Origin of the sequence: Pontibacter aquaedesilientis, from assembly GCF_014773225.1 — a bacterium.
GTDB classification, from domain to species: domain Bacteria; phylum Bacteroidota; class Bacteroidia; order Cytophagales; family Hymenobacteraceae; genus Pontibacter; species Pontibacter aquaedesilientis.
In genome coordinates, this window is record NZ_JACXAJ010000018.1 from 1 (window position 1) to 1,612 (window position 1,612).

Genomic DNA, 1,612 nt, shown 5'->3' on the forward strand with positions numbered 1-1,612 from the left:
TATTCCTTTCCCCAAGGCGCCCCTTCTCCTGACACAAAAAATAACCACAAAAGCGTCCTCGACTCCGGTCTGGGCAGGGCCATGACGGCTGTCTGGCTTTTTTTCGGGGTAAAGCGCAGCAGTTTCTGCAGGTTGTAGGACGCGGCGGCCAGCAGCATGCCCTTGTGAGCCAGCTCCTGCCCCCTTGTGTTGATCCGGCGCATGCCCAGGAAGTCGAGCAGCGTGCCCAGCACCGGCTCGACGGTGGCCTGCCGGAGTCGCTTCATGCGCCGGCCCCAGCGGCTGTGGACGCGCAAGATGGCCCGCTCGTACTCGTCGCGGAAGGAGGTGATGCTCACTTTCTTCTCGTGCTGCCTGCCGATGCAGCTCTCCTTCACAGGGCAGCCCTTGCAGTCCCGGCGGGTGGTCAGGTAGAGCCTGGAGCGGACGTTGTTGCGCTTGGCGTTGACGAGCTCCTTGCGGAAGGTGGCCTTCTTGCCCTCGGGGCAGAGCCAGTAGTCCCCTTCCCGGTGGTAGGTGAAGCCCTCCGGGCCGCCGGCGTAGGTGCCGTGGGGCGGGATGAAGGCCGCAATGCCCTCCCGCTCCAGCAGGGCGTAGTTCTCGCCCGAGCAGTAGCCGGTGTCGGCCAGCAGGGCCGTGCAGCCAAGCCCCAGGCCCTGCAGCCTGTGGGTGAGCCTCCCGAGTACCCCCGGCAGGCAGACGCTGTCCTTTCGGTCGGCGTGCGCGGCCTGCACATGGGTGATGACGTGGCGGTGCGTGTCCACGGAAAGCTGCAGCAGGTAGCAGAGCTTGCGGGCCTTGCCCGGTTTGACGGCGATGCGGGCGTCGGGGTCCACGGGCGAGTAGTGGGTTTTGTTGGAGGTGTACTTGGCCCCCTTGTTGTGGGCGCCGGGGTAGAGGTCCTGCTCTTTCTGCCACTTGCGGTTGCGGGCCCGGATCTCGAGCAGCTCCTCCCGGCTGGCCGTGACGGTGCGCTGGGCGAGCGGGGCCCTGTTCTGGCGGGCCCTGCGGTCGGCGCTGCTGAAGACCCGGGCCTGCCGGAGGCGGGCCTCGAGCTGCTCTTGGGGCACCTTCAGCTCCAGCGAGCCCATCGAGGCGTTGGCCTTGACCAGGGCCGAGTCCACGGCCTGGGTGTGGCCGGAGACCATGCCGGCGTCCGCGCACAGGGAGAGCACCCGGGTGAAGACCTCCTCGAAGAGTGAGGCGGGCAGCAGCTGGCGGGTGCGCGAGACGGTCGAGTGCCAGGGCAGCGGCTCGTCGAGTTGGTAGCCCAGGAAGTAAAGCAGGTCCAGCCGCAGGCTGCAGTGCTCGATCAGGCGGCGGTCAGATGCGATGTTCTCCAGGCGCCCCACCAGGCAGAGCTTGAAGAAGACCACCGGGTCAATGCTTTGCTGGCCGCAGCGGCCGTAGTGGGGAGCCGTCAGCTCATAGAGAAACGAAAGGTCCAGCCTGTCCTCGAGCCGCCGGTAGAAGTTGTGCGCCGGCACGTGTGCCGAGAGCGAGAAGCGCAGCTCCCGCTCGTCTTCGAAAGTTTTCCTGCCCTGCATCCCATTGAAGATTTGGTAATATATACTTTTACGATTATCTTCAATAGGTTGTGCAACAAGCACAA

General features: G+C 65.3%; 1 protein-coding gene. It reads right to left on the reverse strand.

Translation table 11 applies throughout. The features are described 5' to 3' along the window. On the reverse strand, nt 1-1,612 hold a 1,612-nt coding region (locus H9Q13_RS17905), incomplete at both ends, for an IS1182 family transposase (protein WP_224744380.1).